Annotated in this window: 17 protein-coding genes; 5 read left to right on the plus strand and 12 right to left on the minus strand. The window is 60.9% G+C overall.

Translation table 11 applies throughout. The features are described from left to right. Positions 1 to 234 precede the first annotated feature (234 nt). Complete coding sequence (locus tag ICI42_RS18505; protein ID WP_188166086.1) at positions 235 to 1,062, plus strand: carbohydrate kinase family protein; 828 nt, start codon at positions 235 to 237, stop codon at positions 1,060 to 1,062. On the opposite strand, the gene ICI42_RS18510 is transcribed toward ICI42_RS18505, so the two are convergent. Together ICI42_RS18510 and sufA are read right to left on the minus strand one after the other, a co-directional pair. After that, positions 1,063 to 1,383: a TfoX/Sxy family protein gene (locus ICI42_RS18510; RefSeq protein ID WP_188166087.1), complete on the minus strand. Its 321-nt coding sequence runs from the start codon at positions 1,381 to 1,383 to the stop codon at positions 1,063 to 1,065. A 3-nt stretch (positions 1,384 to 1,386) separates the two neighbouring features. After that, the gene (gene sufA, locus ICI42_RS18515) at positions 1,387 to 1,776 is read right to left on the minus strand and encodes a Fe-S cluster assembly scaffold SufA (protein WP_188166088.1); all 390 of its coding nucleotides are present in this window, start codon (positions 1,774 to 1,776) and stop codon (positions 1,387 to 1,389) included. Positions 1,777 to 1,981: 205 nt separating this feature from the next. On the opposite strand from sufA, the gene ICI42_RS18520 reads away from it, so the two are divergent. Then, entirely contained in the window at positions 1,982 to 2,308 is a 327-nt protein-coding gene (locus ICI42_RS18520) for a DUF1236 domain-containing protein (RefSeq protein ID WP_188166089.1), read from the plus strand. On the opposite strand, the gene ICI42_RS18525 is transcribed toward ICI42_RS18520, so the two are convergent. The 7 genes from ICI42_RS18525 to ICI42_RS18555 all read right to left on the minus strand — a co-directional run bounded on the left by ICI42_RS18525 (position 2,305) and on the right by ICI42_RS18555 (position 9,314). Next, on the minus strand, positions 2,305 to 2,679 hold the full coding sequence (locus tag ICI42_RS18525; RefSeq protein WP_407945182.1) for an SUF system Fe-S cluster assembly protein: 375 nt from the start codon (positions 2,677 to 2,679) through the stop codon (positions 2,305 to 2,307). The genes ICI42_RS18520 and ICI42_RS18525 overlap by 4 nt on opposite strands. 5 nt (positions 2,680 to 2,684) lie before the next feature. After that, complete coding sequence (locus ICI42_RS18530; RefSeq protein WP_188166090.1) at positions 2,685 to 3,923, minus strand: cysteine desulfurase; 1,239 nt, start codon at positions 3,921 to 3,923, stop codon at positions 2,685 to 2,687. A gap of 148 nt (positions 3,924 to 4,071) precedes the next feature. Next, entirely contained in the window at positions 4,072 to 5,340 is a 1,269-nt protein-coding gene (gene sufD / locus ICI42_RS18535) for a Fe-S cluster assembly protein SufD (protein ID WP_188166091.1), read from the minus strand. Between the two features lie 10 nt (positions 5,341 to 5,350). Further along, a complete protein-coding gene (gene sufC, locus ICI42_RS18540) occupies positions 5,351 to 6,106 on the minus strand; it encodes a Fe-S cluster assembly ATPase SufC (protein ID WP_188166092.1) in 756 nt (251 codons plus the stop codon). Between the two features lie 78 nt (positions 6,107 to 6,184). After that, positions 6,185 to 6,472, minus strand: a complete 288-nt coding sequence (locus tag ICI42_RS18545) for a hypothetical protein (protein ID WP_188166093.1) — start codon at positions 6,470 to 6,472, stop codon at positions 6,185 to 6,187. Beyond that, positions 6,472 to 7,986, minus strand: a complete 1,515-nt coding sequence (gene sufB, locus ICI42_RS18550; protein WP_188166094.1) for a Fe-S cluster assembly protein SufB — start codon at positions 7,984 to 7,986, stop codon at positions 6,472 to 6,474. Before sufB ends, ICI42_RS18545 begins: the two co-directional genes overlap by 1 nt. A gap of 167 nt (positions 7,987 to 8,153) precedes the next feature. After that, positions 8,154 to 9,314 carry a cysteine desulfurase family protein gene (locus ICI42_RS18555; protein ID WP_188166095.1) on the minus strand — a complete coding sequence of 387 codons (1,161 nt, stop codon included), beginning with the start codon at positions 9,312 to 9,314 and terminating at the stop codon, positions 8,154 to 8,156. A 218-nt stretch (positions 9,315 to 9,532) separates the two neighbouring features. Here ICI42_RS18555 and ICI42_RS18560 point away from each other — a divergent pair, with 218 nt between their 5' ends. Next, positions 9,533 to 10,207, plus strand: coding sequence for an alpha/beta hydrolase (locus ICI42_RS18560; protein WP_188166096.1), 675 nt, complete (start codon positions 9,533 to 9,535; stop codon positions 10,205 to 10,207). A gap of 71 nt (positions 10,208 to 10,278) precedes the next feature. Here ICI42_RS18560 and ICI42_RS18565 read toward each other — a convergent pair whose 3' ends face one another. Together ICI42_RS18565 and ICI42_RS18570 are read right to left on the minus strand one after the other, a co-directional pair. Next, entirely contained in the window at positions 10,279 to 11,640 is a 1,362-nt protein-coding gene (locus ICI42_RS18565; RefSeq protein WP_188166097.1) for an esterase-like activity of phytase family protein, read from the minus strand. Between the two features lie 57 nt (positions 11,641 to 11,697). Then, complete coding sequence (locus ICI42_RS18570) at positions 11,698 to 12,864, minus strand: anhydro-N-acetylmuramic acid kinase (protein ID WP_188166098.1); 1,167 nt, start codon at positions 12,862 to 12,864, stop codon at positions 11,698 to 11,700. 107 nt (positions 12,865 to 12,971) lie between these two features. Between ICI42_RS18570 and tyrS the strand changes: the two genes are divergently transcribed. After that, on the plus strand, positions 12,972 to 14,225 hold the full coding sequence (gene tyrS, locus ICI42_RS18575; protein WP_188166099.1) for a tyrosine--tRNA ligase: 1,254 nt from the start codon (positions 12,972 to 12,974) through the stop codon (positions 14,223 to 14,225). Between the two features lie 117 nt (positions 14,226 to 14,342). On the opposite strand, the gene ICI42_RS18580 is transcribed toward tyrS, so the two are convergent. Then, positions 14,343 to 17,756 carry a YhdP family protein gene (locus tag ICI42_RS18580; protein ID WP_188166100.1) on the minus strand — a complete coding sequence of 1,138 codons (3,414 nt, stop codon included), beginning with the start codon at positions 17,754 to 17,756 and terminating at the stop codon, positions 14,343 to 14,345. Positions 17,757 to 17,849: 93 nt separating this feature from the next. Between ICI42_RS18580 and ICI42_RS18585 the strand changes: the two genes are divergently transcribed. Beyond that, positions 17,850 to 18,317 (plus strand): peroxiredoxin, encoded by a 468-nt coding sequence (locus ICI42_RS18585; protein WP_188166101.1) that lies wholly within the window; start codon positions 17,850 to 17,852, stop codon positions 18,315 to 18,317. Positions 18,318 to 18,339 lie beyond the last annotated feature (22 nt).

Here is an 18,339-nt window from a genome sequence, read left to right on the forward strand (position 1 = left end):
ACCCCTTGGTCGTCAATGAAGGCCGGACTGGGCCGTCGCAGATGTATTTTATGTACCGCTTTTGTTCTCTTTTTGCAAGAGGGTCTATGGCATTGGAAAATAATGGAAAACGCATTTTGTTCTATTTTTGTTTGGCACCTTTGCCCACGTTGCGGGAATTAGGCTGTCTTTCGCTCCAACCTGTGCGACGGGCCGAATCGCACGACATGCAGACAACCGTCGAGGCTTGAGGCGATGCGGAAGAAGCTGCTTGGAGTGGGTGCTGTTCTCATGTTGAGGGAAGGTCGCTTCAACACGCTCGCCGCCCAAGGCCTGTTCGGTAGCGGAAAACTGGTAGAGCGCCCGGGCGGCGCGTTGTTCGACACCCTCTCCTCCGCGGTCTCACGAGACGTCGACGTCAGCATCATGTCCGTCCGCGGTGGAGACGCCGCCGGCGAGCGGGTCGCTCTGGCTATCGAAAAGGCCGGGATTGCCGATCACTCCGTGGTTTTTCTTGACCGGACGACGCCAAATGCCACCGAGTTGTTCGACGCGGAAGGAAAGCCCGTGGCCGCGCTTTCCGACATAGCCCTGTTCGATCTGGCCTTCCCCAAACAGTTGCGCCGCTCGAAGGCGCGCGACGCCGTGGCGAACGCTGATGCCGTGCTGTTCGACACCAGCCTGCCCTCGGCGGCGATGGTAAAGCTTGCCGGGCTCGCGACAGCCACACCTCTTTATGGCCTTGCGCTGACGGCGGCCGCAGCCACGCGCCTGGCATCCGTCGCAAACCGCCTCGACTGTGTTTTCCTGGATGTGGATGGTGCGCGCGATCTCGCGGAGCTGGCAGCCGGCGTGTCCGCGGCTGAACTCGCTTCGGCGCTTGCCGACAAGGGCCTCAAACGCGGCATGATCTTCGGAAAAGGCTGGATGCTTGGCTTTGAACATGGCGCCGCATTTGAGATCGGCATGCCTGAGCATCCAGCCTTCCCAGACCTTGAGCGCGCGAAAATCGCGGGTACCATTCTCGCCAGGCTGGTAGAAGGGGATACATTGCGCGAGGCGTTTCCACCCGCCGGCGTGTAGTCACTTGACGCTGCGCCGCGCAGCCTCGAACGCCTTGCGTGTCCAGACGGCGAGTTCGTCGGGGTCGTCGAGCGCGCTGTCGGGGATCGACCAATAGGGCATCTTCACCGGGGTACCCTTCTTATTCTCATAGACCCACTGAACCGCACCCGCGGCAGCGAAATCCGGCGCGCTGATATCGTCAGCCTTCAGCATCACATCGCCATACAGATCGACACCCACGATCAAGCCGTCGAAATAAACGCCCTTGCCGCCGAACATGCGGCGGATTGAGACCTCGCCAAGCCCGGCGAACAGATCGCGGATGGCCTCGGCGTCCATCGCTCAGGCCGCGTTCGCAGCCGTGCGCGCTTCCGCCAGGGCCTTCAGATCGGCAGGCTTCAATTCCACCGATTCGCCACAGCCGCAGGCCGAGCTCTGATTGGGGTTGCGGAAGGTGAAGCCGGTCCGCAGCGTCGTGGTCTCGAAGTCCATTTCGGTTCCGAGCAGGAAAAGCGCGGCTTCGGGCGCGACATAGACATGCGCGCCGGCATGCTCGACATGATCGTCGCCCGGCTTGGGCTCGGTCACAAGATCGATGGTATATTCCATCCCAGCGCAGCCGCCTTTTTTGATGCCAAGGCGAATACCACGAGCGTTTTCTCGGGCATTCACGACCTCGCGCACACGGTCAGCGGCCTTGTCGGTAATGTTTATGACGGCAAAGCGTCCCATATCAGTCTCCATTGCTCACCGGTTCAAGGCCGGCGGAATGCCTTATAGATGGTCGAAGAACCACCTCATGGCAAGTGTTCAGACAAAGCGATGCGCGGCGTGTAATCACGAATGTGACAGCCGCGACAGCACGAGTGAACGCGTGTTTCCGGAACGAAGCCGAGGTGTCGGGGGTTTTTGTTTTCGTCACAAGGAGAAACAACCCATGACACCCAAGAGCTTTATTCCGATTGCCGCCGGCGCCGTGCTATTCGCTTCGAGCGCGTTGGCCAACGCGGATACCATTCTGATCACGCCGGAACAGGAAGTGGTGGTGCGCGAATATATTGTCGAGCACCCGATCGAGCCAATGGTCGAAGTTCCGTCCGATTACGAGCTTTCGGTCGGCTCAATTCTCCCGGACGGCTACGAACCCGGTCAACTGGTGCTTGAGCAGCCGTTGGAACGAGAATACCAGTATGTCGATATCGCAGGCCGCACCGCGCTGATCGATCCCGCGACCCGCGAAGTGGTCTATATCTTCAACGACTAGTACCAACCCACGGCGACCTGGGCCTCTTCGGACATACGATCGGGGGTCCAGGGCGGATCGAAGGTCATGCTGACCTCGACGCCTGATACACCTTCGACCGCGCCGACTGCGTTTTCGACCCAGCCGGGCATCTCGCCAGCGACAGGACACCCTGGCGCGGTCAAAGTCATGTCGATTTTGACGTTGCGGTCATCCTCGATGTCGATCTTGTAAATCAGGCCAAGTTCGTAAATGTCGGCCGGAATTTCCGGGTCATAGACCGTCTTCAGCGCACCAACAATGTCATCGGTGATGCGCGCCAGTTCCTCGGCTGGAATAGCGGAAGCGGACTCCGCGACAGCGGCAGCAGTCTCAGTCGGTAGATCGTCCATCATCGTCACCCGAAAAATTTCCGCGCCTTTTCAAGCGCTTCTGCCAGAAGGTCGACTTCTGCCTTCGTGTTGTACATGGCAAAGGATGCCCTGCATGTGGAGGTAACGCCAAACCGTTTCAACAGCGGCTGGGCGCAATGCGTACCGGCGCGCACGGCGACGCCCTGCCGGTCGATGACCATGGCGACGTCATGGGCGTGAATTCCCTCCAATTCGAAGGAGACGATGGCACCTTTTCCAGGCGCGTCGCCGAAGATGCGCAGCGAGTTGACCGCGCTAAGCCTCTCATGAGCATAGCTCTTCAGCGAAGCTTCGTGCGCGGCGATGCGATCGCGACCGACAGCGTCCATGTAGTCGAGCGCGGCGCCCAGTCCTATGGCTTGGACGATCGGCGGCGTGCCGGCCTCGAACCGATGTGGCGGCTCGCTATAGGTAACGTCGTCTTCGGTGACCTCGACGATCATCTCGCCGCCGCCCTGGAAAGGGCGCATACGCTCCAGCATATCGCGCTTGCCGTAGAGCACGCCAATGCCGCTGGGGCCGTAAACCTTGTGGCCCGTCAGCACGAAGAAATCGCAGTCCAGGTCCTGGACGTCGACCGGCATGTGCACGGCACTCTGGCTGCCGTCGACCAGCACCGGAATGCCGCGCGCATGGGCGATGCGGACCATCTCCTTGATCGGCGTCACAGTGCCGAGCATGTTGGACATGTGCGTGATCGCAACCAGCTTGGTGCGGTCGGTGAGGCGCTTTTCAAATTCTTCGATATGGAGAACGCCGAGATCGTCGACCGGCACCCAGACGAGCTTCGCGCCCTGACGCTCGCGGATGAAATGCCACGGCACAATGTTGGAGTGGTGCTCCATGATCGACAGGACGATCTCGTCGCCCTCGCCGATATTCGGCATGCCGAAACCATAGGCAACGGTGTTGATCGCCGCCGTGGTGCTGGAGGTGAAGACGATGTTTTCCGCACTCGGTGCGTTCAAGAAGCGGCGCACGCTCTCACGCGCCTTCTCATAGGCGTCGGTGGCGGCATTGGAGAGAAAATGCAGTCCGCGATGCACATTGGCATATTCGTTGCGGTAGGCGTGGTTGATGGCGTCAAGCACCGCCATCGGCTTCTGTGCCGAGGCGCCGTTGTCGAGATAGACGAGCGGCTTGCCATACACCTCCCGCGACAAAATCGGAAAGTCGCGGCGGATGGCCTCGACGTCATAGGAGGTGGTCAGTTGCCGGTTCATTTCAAACCCTTCGCCCGTCATCCTCGGGCTTGTCCCGAGGATCTGCTGCCGGTGAAAAAGTATCCGCGCCCTTGAATGGTGCCGCCGCAGATCGTCGGGACAAGCCCGAGGATGACGGCAACTCCCGTGAAGGCCGCGCGACCATCATCTACACATGCGTTTCGAACCAGTCGTTCAGCTTGGCTTCCAGTGCTTCCACCAGCGGCTCGTCTTCCATTTCCTCGATGACCTCAGCGAGGAACGCTTTGACCAGCAAGCCCCGCGCCGCCTTTTCCTCGATACCGCGCGCCATCAGGTAGAACAGATGGGTGCGGTCGATCTCGGTGACGGTAGCGCCATGGCCGCACTGCACGTCGTCGGCGAAGATCTCGAGCTCCGGCTTGGTCGAGAACTCGGCATCGTCCGACAGGAGCAGCGTGTTGCAGGCCATCTTGGCATCGGTCTTCTGCGCATATTGATGCACGTTGATACGGCCCTGGAACACGCCCTTGGCGCGGCCGGTCACGATGTTGCGCACCAGTTCGGTCGAACTCGTGTTGGGCACCGCATGGTCGAGCACCATGGTCACGTCGGTATGGGCGTCGCCCGAAAGCAGGTTGACGCCGCGCATTGTGAATTCCGCGCCCTCGCCTGCGGCCTTGACGATCACTTCCTGCCGCACCAGCTTGCCGCCGGCATTCATGAAGAACAGGCGGAGCTTGGCATTCGCGCCTATCTCGGCCTTGAACTGGGCGACATGCGTCGCGGTATCCGGCTGTTCCTGCACGATCACCCAGGTGATCTCGGCATCGTCGCCGATCAGAAGCTGGCTGACGCAGCTGACGGTCGCAGCACCCGTTCCGGTCTGCCGTTCGACGATGGTCGCCTTCACGCCTTTGCCGGCGCGCACCGGCAGTCGTACATGGCTCTGTGCACCACCCTGGAGGTTCTGCAGTTCAAGCGGCTGCTCCAGTTCAATGCCGTCGGCAATGTCGACGAAATAACCGTCGGCGACGAAGGCGGAATTCACCGCGCCAATCGCATCATCGGAACCGTACAGATCGAGCGCGGGAGCGAAACTGCCATCGACGAGCTTTTCCGACAAGCGGACAACCGACACGCCATCCAGAGCCGCCTTGTCATCTACGGAGACACCGTTGGCGAGCGTCAGCACCTTCGAGCCCTCGATCAGCGGTGCGAGAGCCGTTGTCGAGGCGGCAGCGTCGAAATCCGCCACCGAGGTCAGCAGGCGGCGCAAATCGGTGTAGTGCCAGGATTCGATCCGCCGCGTCGGCAGGCCGGCCTTGACCTGCTCGATAGCGCCGTCACGCTTGACCATGACAGCCGGATCGCCCGGCAGTTGCGTCAGCCGGTCGCCGAAAGCATCGACGAAGGCCGTCTCTGCCGGCGTCCTCTGGGGCGTTGCGTGAATGTTCATGGCCACCACCTCACGCTGCTTCTTCGATCACGCCGGCATAGCCGTTGGCTTCGAGTTCCAGCGCGAGCGACTTGTCGCCCGACTTGATGACCTGCCCCTTGTAGAGCACATGCACGCTGTCCGGCACGATGTGCTCCAGCAGACGCTGATAGTGAGTGATGACCACAACTGCGCGATCGGGCGAGCGCAGCGCGTTGACGCCGTCGGAGACGATCTTCAGCGCATCGATGTCGAGACCGGAGTCGGTCTCGTCCAGCACGCACAGCTTCGGCTCCAGGAGCTTCATCTGCAGGATCTCGGCGCGCTTCTTCTCGCCGCCGGAGAAGCCGACATTGAGCGGACGCTTGAGCATGTCGGGGTTCATGCTGAGCGAGGCCGCAGCCTCCTTCACGCGCTTGATGAAGTCCGGAATCTTGAGCGGCTCTTCGCCGCGCGCCTTGCGCTGCGAGTTCATCGCGACCTTCAGGAACTCCATGGTCGCGACGCCCGGTATCTCCATCGGATACTGGAACGCAAGGAAGATGCCCTTGGCGGCGCGCTCGGCGGGATCCATCTCCAGGATGCTCTCGCCATTATAGAGGATGTCGCCTTCGGTGACTTCATAGTCGTCGCGACCGGCCAGGATGTAGGACAGCGTCGACTTGCCCGAACCGTTCGGGCCCATGATAGCAGCGACCTCGCCCGCCTTCACGGTCAAGTTCAGGCCGCGGATGATTTCGGTGTCGGTCCCCGCGATCTTCGCGTGGAGGTTCTTGATCTCAAGCATTTTTTCTTCTTTCTACGAACACTTTTCGGTCGCCTTTAAGCAGTCCTCAGGCTCTCTGTCCTTTCGGTCATCGCCTGATCAAGGCGACAGCCCAGCGATAACACCGCGGCCAACGAAGTAGAGCAAAACCGGCAAGACGAAAAAAACGAAAGCCGTCACTACATCCTTCATGAAATAAAGGCCCAAGAGGAAGGTCAGCGGCGGGATCACAACGAGAGCCATAAGATGATCTTCACTGTCGAGACCGACATATTTCAGCGCCAGCGCTCCAATGATCAGTAATGGCCAAGCGAGCAACATCCAGCCCAAATGCCTTTTTCTGCGCAGCTTTTCATCTGAGTTGTCGGTCTCGCGGCCGTTATCCATCACCCCACGCTGCCCTCTAGGCTGATGCCGATCAATTTCTGCGCTTCTACAGCGAACTCCATCGGCAGTTCCTGGATGACTTCCTTGACGAAGCCGTTGACGATCAGCGCAATCGCCTCCTCCTCCGGAATGCCGCGCTGCATGACATAGAACTTCTGGTCGTCCGAAATCTTCGAGGTCGTGGCCTCGTGCTCGAACTGCGCGGTCGCGTTCTTGGCCTCCATGTAAGGCACGGTATGGGCGCCGCACTGATCTCCGATCAGCAAGCTGTCGCAATTGGTGAAGTTACGCGCGTTGGTCGCCTTGCGATGCGCCGAGACCTGACCACGATAGGTGTTCTGCGAGAAGCCTGCGGCGATGCCCTTGGAGATGATCCGGCTGCGCGTGTTCTTGCCGAGATGGATCATCTTGGTACCGCTGTCGACCTGCTGGTAGCCGTTCGACACCGCGATAGAATAAAACTCGCCCTGGCTGTCGTCGCCGCGCAGGATGCAGCTCGGATATTTCCAGGTGATGGCAGAGCCGGTCTCGACCTGTGTCCAGGAGATTTTGGAGCGGTCGCCGCGGCAATCGCCACGCTTGGTGACGAAGTTGTAGATGCCGCCCTTCCCCTGCGCATCGCCGGGATACCAGTTCTGGACGGTCGAATATTTGATTTCGGCATCGTCAAGCGCCACCAGTTCGACGACAGCAGCGTGCAGCTGGTTCTCGTCTCGCTGCGGTGCCGTGCAGCCTTCAAGATAGGAAACGTAGGCGCCCTCTTCGCAGATGATGAGCGTCCGTTCGAACTGGCCGGTGTTCTTCTCGTTGATGCGGAAATAGGTCGACAGCTCCATCGGGCAGCGCACGCCTTTGGGCACGAAGACGAACGACCCGTCGGTGAAAACGGCGGAGTTCAGCGTCGCATAATAGTTGTCGGTGGTCGGCACGACCGAGCCGATATACTTCTTGACCAGTTCCGGGTGCTCGCGGATCGCCTCGGAAATCGAGCAGAAGATGACGCCGGCGGCAGCCAGTTCCTTCTTGAAGGTGGTCACGACCGAGACGGAATCGAACACCGCGTCAACGGCGACGCGGCCCGACTTGTAGACGTTGTCATTGGCCTCTTCGGTATCCTCAACAGGCTTCTGAACCCCGGCAAGAATCTCCTGCTCCTTGAGCGGAATGCCGAGCTTTTCATAAACCTTGAGGATTTCGGGGTCGACCTCGTCGAGCGAGGTCGGGCCAGGCGTCGATTTCGGCGCGGCGTAATAATAGATGTCCTGGAAGTCGATCTTGGGATAGTCGACGCGCGCCCAATTGGGCTCTTCGAGCGTCAGCCAGCGTCGATAGGCTTCAAGCCGCCATTCGAGCATCCATGCGGGTTCGCCCTTCTTCGCAGAGATGAAGCGGACCGTGTCCTCGCTCAGGCCCTTTGGGGCCTTATCCATCTCGATAAAGGATTCAAATCCGTACTTATACTGATCCACATCGATCTTGCGGACCTGCTCGATCGTTTCCTGCACAGCAGGCATCGGCGTTCTCCATCCACGCCGGGGTCAAGACCCGGCAGTTTTCAAACTATGGCACCGCAGAGCGGCGTAAGTTCAATATAGTGTGCGTTTGCCGGAAATTCACCCGGAAGAAGGCTTTTCGCCTCCCTGACACACCCGTTCAGCGGCCCTTGGGCCAATTCCCGCCGTCAGGCGGCTTTCGTCACTCGCGAACGCGCCAAAAGCTTGGCCAGCGCGTCCGAGAAAAGATCAAGCTCCGCATCGGCCGTTTGCGGGCCGATGGAGACCCTCAGCGCCCCGAGTCCATCCACATGCCCCATAGCCTGGAGCACATGACTGGGACCGACCTTGCCCGACGAGCAGGCTGAGCCAGCGGAAAGGGCTATGCCAGCGAGGTCGAACGCGATCTGGGCTGTTTCCGCCTTCAACCCGGGAACCGAGAAGAAGCTTGTGTTTGCAATGCGATCCGCATTCGCGCCGTGAATCTCGGCATCTGGCGCGAGCGTCCTGATGGACTGTTCAAACCGGTCGCGCAAGCCTCGAACGATCTCGATTTCAGACAGCGCGGTGAGCGCTTTGCGTGCGGCCGCGCCGAAACCGGCGATGCCAGGCAGGTTTTCCGTCCCAGCGCGATGCCCTTTTTCCTGGCCGCCGCCGGAGATAAGCGGCGCCGGCATCATGACATCGCTATTTCCGACAATCGCGCCGACACCCTTAGGACCGCCGATCTTGTGCGACGACAGAATCAGGAAATCGCCGTAAGCACCTGACATATCAAGCGGAATTCGTCCCACTGCCTGCACCGCATCGACCACAAGTACACCACCCGCGGCCTTAACCAAGGCGGCAATGGCCGCCAGAGGCTGGATGACGCCGGTCTCATTGTTGGCCGCATGGACCGCCACAAGCGGCACCCCCCCGGCCATATCATGAGCAGAAAGTGCCTGCGCCAGAGCGCCGAGATCGGCGACCCCCTGGGCATCGACGCCGATGTGCGCAACACGGTCGGCAGCGAACCGCCCGCCTCCCAGGATACAGGGGTGATCGGCTGAGCTGACATAGAGGCGCGACATGCGCAACACGGACCGACCCATGCGCCAATCCGGCGTCAACAGCGTCGCGGCGGCCTCGGTGGCGCCTGACGTAAAGATCACATGCTCGGGCTTGGCGCCGACCAGAGCGGCCACATCGCGACGGGCATCCTCGACGATGCGACGCGCGGCGCGGCCTTCGGCGTGAACGGATGATGGATTGGCGGCCACGTCGAGCGCCGCGACCATAGCCTGCCGCGCCGCATCGAGCAGCGGCGCGCTGGCATTATGATCGAGATAGGCGCGCAGGCCGGCCATGTCCGTACGTTTTACTCCGTCGCTTGGCATTCGGCGCAAGACAACCGTTTTTCCTTGAAATCGCAAGGTCAGACGTCCTATCTAGCCGCTTTGCCAGACAGGCGGACGCGCCGCCAGTTTTTAACAATTCTAAACTGGCTTCTAAGAAGACTAGCGTCCCGCGTCAAGCGGGACATGGAATTGTTACATACTGGCGCACCGCCAATGAGGAGTTTTGTATGCCCGAGGTCATTTTCAACGGTCCGTCCGGTCGTCTCGAAGGCCGGTACCAGCCGTCGAAGGAAAAGAACGCGCCGATTGCCATCGTCCTGCATCCACACCCGCAATTCGGCGGGACGATGAACAACAAGATCGTCTACGACCTCTTCTATATGTTCCAGAAGCGCGATTTCACCACGCTCCGCTTCAACTTCCGCGGCATCGGGCGCAGCCAGGGCGAATTCGACCACGGCACGGGCGAACTGTCGGATGCGGCGGCGGCGCTGGATTGGGTTCAGTCTCTGCATCCGGACTCAAAGAGCTGCTGGGTGGCCGGTTATTCCTTCGGTTCGTGGATCGGAATGCAGCTTCTGATGCGCAGGCCGGAGATCGAAGGCTTCATCTCGGTCGCGCCGCAGCCCAACACCTATGATTTCTCGTTCCTGGCGCCCTGCCCGTCTTCCGGCCTGATCATCCATGGCGATGCCGACAAGGTGGCGCCGCCCAAGGATGTGCAGGGGCTGGTCGATAAGTTGCACACCCAGAAGGGCATCACCATCACTCAGAAGACGCTGCCTGGCGCGAACCATTTCTTCTCCAACGACCACGATCTGCTGCTGGAGGAATGTGCGGATTATCTCGACCGCCGCATGGCCGGCGAGTTGGCTGACCCCCGGCCGAAGCGTTTGCGCTGAGCCGCTGACAGCTGCTTTATAAAGAAGGCCGGCGAAGCGATCCGCCGGCCTTCTTCGTTATCGGAACTGGACTATTTGGCCTGCAGGAACTCGCCAACCTCGAGCAGGACGAACTCGTTGTCGTCAGCCTTATCGAGCGCGCGCCCTGCCGAGAACGGCAGGTTGTTGTCATTGCCGACGATGATGTGGGTGTCGTCAACGAGATCGACATTCTCGATGGTGACGAAAGGCATGTCGTAGAAGCCTTCGCCGCCGCCCTGGCGCTTTTTGTTGTCGGGATCGGCGACCTTCATCAGATCGATATAGCCGATCTTGCGAGCCGCCTTGCCGGCGTTCTCATCGGTGAGTTCGATCTTGTAGATGCGCTTGAGCTTGGCCGGGGTGGCAAAGCAGTCGGCGGAAGGGCTCTTCGGATCGGCGCATGCCGTTGAAGCCACGCCAGCGCCATTGTCGCGCTCGATCACCAGACCCTCTGTTGCGCTGATCATGTTGAAATCGCCAATCGCTTCGCCGCCGTCAGCCAAAGGATAGAGCCAGCTGCGGCCCGTCCATGTCTTGCCGGCGACATCGAACTCGACGACGCGCAGGGCCGTCTTGCCGTCAGCCTTCTCCACGGAACCGTCCGACATATAGCGTGGGCCTTCCAGAAGAGCGTAGAGCTTCGAGCCGTCCTTGGACATGGCGAGCCCTTCATAGCCGCCGGAGCGCTTCAGGTTGAAGGTGGGCATCTTGGCCGCGGGGTTGCCCGGAAGGTTCAGCGCCGGATGATCCGGCGAACGCACCGGCTCGCCTTCGACGACCGTCTCGAAGACATCCGTCAGCTTGCCGTCGAGATCGAACTTGAGCAGGTAGGGACCGAACTCCTCGCCGATCCAGAAACCATCGGCGACGGGCTGGATGGATTCGACATCGAAATCGCCACCCGTCAGGAAGCGGTTCTCCGACCCTTCGAGCGCGATCGGAAATGGCGCCTTCTTGTCGGGATCGGTCAAAAAGACGGTCTTCATGCGATCGACGGTGCCGGCATCCCAGTCGAATTTGACATGATGGATCATAAGGGCAGCGTCGGTGGAGTTCAGCTTGTTGCCAAAACCGTTGTCGGACAGCGTCCAGAAGGTCCCGTCGCTCATCGTCTTGATACCCGAAAAGCCCTGAACCGCCTGCCCGTCAAACGGCAGTGAGTGGCCCGTCGGACGAACGCCGTCCTTGCCTGGCACTGTACCGAGGCCGGTGGCGCGAACACGGTCGGCGGTCGAGAATTTGCCTGCCGAACGCAGATGCTCGGGCGCGTTTTCCGGCGCCGGGATGATCGTGTTGGCCGGCAGGATCGCATGGCCTGTCAGCTTCGACGGAAATTCGCGCTCCTGCGCGAAGGATACGGTCGTGGAAAGGGCGAGAAAGGCAGCCGCGGCAGCCAGGATCGAGTGTTTCATCTGGGAGTCCCCGAAAGTGGTGAAAAACCAACAGCCGGGAGCTAGTGGGTTCCAATGTCAGTCGCTTGACGCGGGCGTGAAGCTTTGATGACCCTCAACAAAAGGCGATGCGAGTACCCCGCCCGACACCGCTTCACGGCAGCCGGTGGTGCCGGGAAAAGTCAACGGCAGAGCTTTCTGCGAACGGACCGCGAGATAGGCCCATGCCTCGGCTTCCGTAGCGTCGCCGTCGAGGCCCGCATCTTCGGCGACGATCACTTCGGCGCCTGATCTTTGCGCGATCTCGCTGAGATCGCCGACGATGTGCGGGTTTTTCCGGCCGCCGCCGCAGATGATCCAGAGTTTCGGCGCAAGCGGCATCTGGTTCGCCGACACGGCGATGGCGCGTGCCGAGACCGCCGCCAAGGTACGCGCGCCATCCGCCAGTTCGAGCCCTTCGACCTCGGCAAGCGTGAAGTCATTGCGGTCGAGCGATTTCGGGCCGGGCCGCCTGAAGAACGGTTTGTGCAGGTAACGGTCTACCACCTGCTCCACCACCCCGCCCTCGCTGGCAATGGCCCCGCCTGCGTCATAGGGAATGCCGCCTTCGCGGTCGACCCACTGGTCGATCAGCGCGTTTCCTGGCCCGCTGTCGAAAGCCAGCGGCTCGCCCGTCTCTGGCACATAGGTGACGTTGGAAATCCCTCCGATGTTGACGAAGACCACTGGGAACAGCCCGGCATGGGGCGCAGGCAGCGACCGAGCCAGGGCTGCGTGGTAGGCCGGCACCAATGGAGCGCCCTGCCCGCCATGCGCCATGTCGTTGGCGCGCATGTCATAGATGACTGGAATGCCGGTTTCCCCTGCCAGCAGCGCTCCATCACCGAGTTGAACAGTCACGCCAAGATGCGGCCGGTGCAGAACGGTCTGGCCGTGGAAGCCGATCAGGTCGACCTCGCGCCATTCCGGCGGCAGGGCGTTCATGAACGCTTTCACGGCATCGGCATGGCGCAACGTGATATCGCGCTCGATCTCGGCCAGCCCCCCCGGACGGTCGGTTCGAACCACGACTGACTTGGCCGTCTCCAGCGACGCCTCTATACGGCGGCGGAAGGCTGCGTCATAAGCAACGAAGTGGGATGGGCCGGTCTCTATAACCGAAACGCCGTCCGTTCGCATTATGGCGAGATCGATGCCGTCCATGGATGTGCCGCTCATCAGCCCGATTGCCGTCACCAATGCCATAAAAACACCGCCGTCCTTGTGATTCCCGCCCCCGGGATGTTAAAGGCGCGCATCCACAACACCAACAGAGACCGGCAAAGCCGAGACCCAGCCGAAAGACAAAGACAATGTCCGCCTTCAAGTCAGATTTCCTGCGCACGCTTTCCGAGCGCGGCTTCATCCACCAGATTTCGGATGAAACCGGCCTCGACGACCTGTTCGCAAAGGAAACCGTGACGGCGTATATCGGCTTCGACCCGACCGCATCGAGCCTTCATGCTGGCGGCCTGATCCAGATCATGATGCTGCACTGGATGCAGCAGACCGGCCATCGCCCCATCGCGCTGATGGGCGGCGGCACCGGCATGGTTGGCGATCCGTCCTTCAAGGACGAGGCCCGCAAGCTGATGACAGTCGAGACCATCCAGCAAAACATCGACGGCATCAAGAAGGTGTTTGCCAACTACCTGACCTTCGGCGACGGCCCGCGCGACGCGCTGATGGTCAACAATGCCGACTGGCTGGCGCCGCTGAACTACCTCGAATTCCTGCGCGATGTCGGCCGGCATTTCTCGGTCAACCGCATGCTGAGCTTCGATTCGGTCAAGCAGCGGCTGGATCGGGAGCAGTCTCTGTCGTTCCTCGAGTTCAACTACATGATCCTGCAGGCCTACGACTTCGTCGAACTCAGCAAGCGCTACGGCACTCGGCTGCAGATGGGCGGGTCGGATCAGTGGGGCAACATCATCAACGGCATCGATCTCGGCCACCGCCTGGAGCAGCCGCAGCTATTTGCACTGACATCGCCGCTGCTGACCACCGCTTCAGGCGCCAAGATGGGCAAGTCGCTCAACGGTGCTGTCTGGCTGAACGCCGACATGCTGAGTCCTTACGAGTTCTGGCAGTATTGGCGCAACACGGAAGACGCCGATGTCGGCCGCTTCCTCAAGCTGTACACCACGCTGCCGCTCGACGAGATCGCGCGGCTGGCGGCACTTGGCGGCTCGGAGATCAACGACGCCAAGAAGGTTCTGGCCACCGAGGTGACGGCGATTCTGCACGGCCGCGATGCCGCCGATCAGGCGTCGGAAACAGCGCGCAAGACCTTCGAGGAAGGCGCCCTGTCCGAAAGCCTGCCGACGGTCGAAGTGCCAAAGGCAACACTTGAGTCCGGCGTCGGCATCCTGGCCTTGTTTGTGACAGCCGGATTGGCGGGCAGCAACGGCGAGGCACGTCGGCATATCCAGGGCGGCGCAGTCAGGATCAATGATGCGCCGGTCAGCGACGACCGGCGTGGCGTCACCCTCGCCGATCTGTCGCCGGAGGGGGTCATCAAGCTTTCGCTAGGCAAGAAGAAGCATATTCTCGTCCGCCCGGCCTGATCGTAGATCCTCTGAAACACGAAAGCCTCGCAGCGAGAGTGGCTTGCGGGGCTTTTTTCATCTTTCGCTCAAGGTCGCTCTCGTCGGATAGTTCTCGGCGAACTTTGTTGAGAAGCCTTAATATTCGAAAATGGCGCGGAAGATGCCGGGCGCTATCACCGATAGCGGATTAACGCTGAGATTGGGTGACTTGGCGTTGCCCGACAGCTTGTAGGTTACGCCGATCAGCCCGCGATCCCGGCCGTTTCCCAGGATGGCACCGATCAGCGGCAACTCGCCGAATAGCCGGTTGAGCCCATAGGCCGGCATGAATGTGCCGGTCAGGTTCATGACGTCGTTTTCATCATAGACGACACCTTGGAACGTCGTGCCGATATCCGCCCCGCGCAGGACGCCGTTGGAAAGGCTGAGATAACCCGGACGTCTTTCGATGTTCGCGGCCCCGCGCTCGAACTTCACCTGGGAAGTGTCGATCTGGCGATCGACGGCCTGGCTGAGGCTCCTGTCGGAGCCCGGCGCGCGGGTGGATACGATGGAAGCAAGGCGCGGCTCGTTGACAACAACGAAATCGCGCGCGTCGACCAGGCCCTTGAGCGTGCCGCCTTCCGGACCGGTCAGAGAGAGCGATATGCCGCCGCTCTTCATCCGCTCATAGACATTGAGGAAACGCAGCACCGCACCGGCATCGGACGACCGCATCTCAATGCGCCGATTGCCGTCCGAAACGCCGTTGGACATGGTTATGGCGCCGCCGCCGCGCGACGTAGCTTTCACCTCGAGCGACGATATCGACGAGCCTGACCCGGCATAGTTCAAAGTTACGCCCGAGAGACGCTCATCATAGAAACCGATGAGCGTATCGACCTTAGCGTTGATGGCGATGGGCGTCGATCCCAGGCTGGATTTCGATCTGGTGCCGGTTTCTTCGCTCATGAATTGCTTGACCAATGGCCGAACGTCGAGGCTGTCACCATTGATGGAGATCGCATAGCCGCGCCCCTCGCGGCGTATGGTGATGGAAGCCTCGTCGTCGCGGTTCAGTTGGACGCGGTCGAAGCGTGCCGAGGTCAAACTACCGCCGTTGAGGACGAGCGAACCTGTCGCGCCAAAGGTTTTTCCATCCAGTTGAAAATCGGACAACGTGGCCTGCGCACCTTCGCGCGCCAGCACGAAACTCACCGAAGCAGGAACACCGGCCCCCTTGCTCCAGCCGATCCACGGCAGATCGAGCTTTGCTCGGCTCAGATCGGCCTCGACCTTCTGCGGCTGGCCTTCGCCGGCGACATCGAGCTTGACCTTCACCGGCCCGGACAACATCGCCGAAAGGCCGGGCACAAGGGCGTTTCGCGACCTGTCGTCAAGATTGAGCGTCACCTCCAGATTGCGCGCCGGCTGGTCGGGCCGCAAAGGCTCAGTCAGGGCAATTTCGGCTGGGATACCGTTCAACAACCCTTTGGCGGAGATGACCGCCTGTTGCGGCGATACGTTTATGGTGCCGTCAGCTTCCGTGAGCGTCTGGCCGCTGAAGGGTTTGGCGATCGAAAGGTCAGTATAATCAAGTGTGACGAGCCAATCGAGCGTGCTCGAATCGATGCCTTTGGCAAGCGGAATATCTGCGCGGACATGGCCCTTCACCGTTCCCGACAGGTCCTCTGGCAGGAAACCCACCTTCCGCATCGCATTGATGGGGTCATAGGAGGTGAGTTCGATGATGGCGTCTGCGGTGCCGGCGACGTCGATGTCGAGCTTTCCGATCAAGGGCTGGATATGGGCGGCCGTGATCTTCAGCGAACCGTTTGTGGCAGCGACGGAACGACCGCTGGGCAGGAAGACGGAGCCTGACGAAAGGCTGATGTCGACATCCGTACCGGCGAAGTCGACGACACCGGCGGCGTCGCGAATGGGCGGGATGTGACCCGCCACATCGAACCGCGTATCGACCACCTCGAAACGACCGAACGACTCTTCGCGCCCCAGAGGGGTACCCTCGCCCAACCGACCGGGGGCAACGCGAACCTGAAGCTCGCCGGCCGGTACCCTGCCTCCGAACAACTTTTGCAGTACCCAGCTGCGCGCCGCCCTCGCCGACAGCCAGGGCCAGAACTGCTTGACATGCGCCACCGGCATTTGATGCGCATTCAGGGCCAGCACAATTCCGGGCGTCTTTCCCTCGACGAACTGGATCGACGCCTTGCCGAGAAGATCGCTGCTGTCACCGGAGCGCACGCCGATCTCATCGGCATTCAAGGTGCTGGAATTCACGTCATAAGCGCCGGCGACCCTAGCCATGAACTCGATCGGCGCCTCAGGTGAGTCTTCCGGCGCCGAACGCGAATTGCGGCTGATCATATCGAAGCGATAGGCCGGCGCATCGTTGGCCTCGCCTGTCGGTGGACGCGGGCCCACGACGCCGGTGAAATCGAACAGCGACCGGCCGGTCGAGATCGTCAGGCGGTCGACCTCGAGCTTGTTGGTGCCGCTTGCCAGCCTGGCGGCAAGTTCGATGTCGCCGGACAGCACGCCGCGATTTCCCATGTCGAGCATCGAATTCTTGACCGAGATACCCGCCTTCAGCTGCGAGGGCTCATCGGCGGTTCCTTCGGCTCCAGTAATGGTCACCTCTGTTGTGCCGAGCGCCGTCTTGCCTTCCGGCAGCGAAGCAGCATCGGGCTCAGTCCCCGGCTCGGTCTTCACCGAAATGTCCAGCGCGGTGATGCGGCGGGGATTGTCCTGCCGGGTCGCCGTGGCCGTGACGTTCATCTTCCTGCCGTCGAAGTCGATAGTCCCGGCGAGATGGAGAGCGCCCTGCACCGACTGCGAGACATTGGCTGCGACCACCGACACGCGTGTCAGGCTGCCGCCCGCAGGCAACATGAAATCGACATTCTGCAGCGAGACCTTGCGCGTCGTCCCGGCCGCTACGCTGTCGAACGCCTTGTTCAACTGCGAAAACACTTCGGCGACAAGTTTGTCAGGGTCTACCAGCCCCTGCCCGTTGCGCACACCGGCCAGCCAATCCGAGCGGCCGGTGTCGGGCATAGCTCCCACGACCACGCGGGCCTGCGAGACCGTTGCATTGCTGAGCCTGACATTGCCGTAGAGCAGGGGCAGCAGGCGGATGCCGAAGCGGATGGTGCCATTGTCCATCATGGAGACACCGTCGGCGCGTTTCAGCGATACATCCGGTATCTCCACCGCGATCAGCCTGGGCCCGTCGAAGGCGAGATGCGCCTGTCCGGAGGAGACATCGACATCCATGCCGGCAAGCCGTTCGATCGCGGCCTCGGCCTCCTGCCGCAGGCGTTCCTGACCGAAGCCGGAAAAGCTCAAACCTTCCAACAGCAAGACCGCGAGAAGCACCACTCCGCCGACAATAGCTGCGCAGGCAATGATGGATTTGCGCGTTCTGCGCATTACGATCACGCGTCGCGGCGTCAGATCCTGCCCCTCGGCAGAGGGCAATGCTCCCAGATTACAGATATCGCCTCGTTTGAAGCGTATCTTTTCAGCCGGGGGCAGTTCACGATTCACGCGCGGTTCCATATCCGTTTCGGCGATGGACGAATCCAGTGCCGAGCTTATATCCGTTGGCTTCCGCGCGTAACCTCAAACAAGGGCATCGATATGGCTGAACTCAAAGAAGGTCAAAAAGCACCGGAACTGCATCTTCCGCGCGACGGCGGCGGCGAACTCAACCTGGCCGACCTCGGCGGCAAGGCGGTGGTGCTCTATTTTTACCCCAAGGACGACACCAAGGGTTGCACGCTGGAAGCGATCGATTTTTCGCGGTTAAAGCCGGAATTCGAGCAAGCCGGCGCTGTGGTCATCGGCGTTTCGCCGGACAGCGTCAAAAGCCACGACAAGTTCAAGGCGAAGCACAAGCTCGACATCGATCTCGCTTCCGATGAACAGCTCAGCGCCCTGCAAGCCTATGGGGTCTGGGTCGAAAAAAGCATGTACGGACGGAAATATATGGGCGTGGAGCGAACCACCGTCTTGGTCGACAAGCAGGGCGTGGTCGCCCGCATATGGAACAAGGTGAAGGTCGATGGTCATGCCGAGGAAGTTCTGGCGGCCGTTCGATCTTTGTAAGAATGAGGCTTAGATTGCGATA

This window comes from Oryzicola mucosus, assembly GCF_014534685.1.
Taxonomy (GTDB): Bacteria; Pseudomonadota; Alphaproteobacteria; order Rhizobiales; family Rhizobiaceae; genus Oryzicola; species Oryzicola mucosus.